Source organism: Priestia sp. SIMBA_032 (assembly GCF_046535215.1).
Lineage (GTDB): Bacteria > Bacillota > Bacilli > Bacillales > Bacillaceae_H > Priestia > Priestia aryabhattai.
Map to the genome: position 1 here is coordinate 1 of NZ_JAWRXD010000249.1, position 355 is coordinate 355.

The 355-nt window shown below is 35.5% G+C and carries 1 protein-coding gene; it reads right to left on the bottom strand.

Translation table 11 applies throughout. The annotated features are described in order from the left end of the window. Window positions 1-272 (bottom strand): DUF3986 family protein (locus SB717_RS34225; RefSeq protein ID WP_410907280.1); only part of this gene is annotated, 272 nt, incomplete at its 3' end. Window positions 273-355 lie beyond the last annotated feature (83 nt).

Sequence of the window (355 nt, forward strand, 5' to 3'; positions counted from 1 at the left end):
ATCCCGTTCTTTTTTAACCATTTTTCAAAAATAATTCGTGCTTCATCATCATCAATATCATTCCCAAATGAATACACCATAATGCCATAATCATCTATATATTTACCTAGCTTCATTCCCTCCACTTTCTTATAAAAATCGTCTGCCTCATAGTGCGGAATATAAGCATCCCAAACTGGTTCATTTATTCTTTTGTACGCCGTCACTTCTAAATCATATCCGTCTTCATAATATCCGATGTGATAATGTTTGTTAGGATCATATTTCTCCATTAAAAGTCCCCTCCTACTAAACAAGAGCGAGCCTTATATTACAGCTCGCTCCTCTCTCTATTTATTAAATACGCTCCATCGCT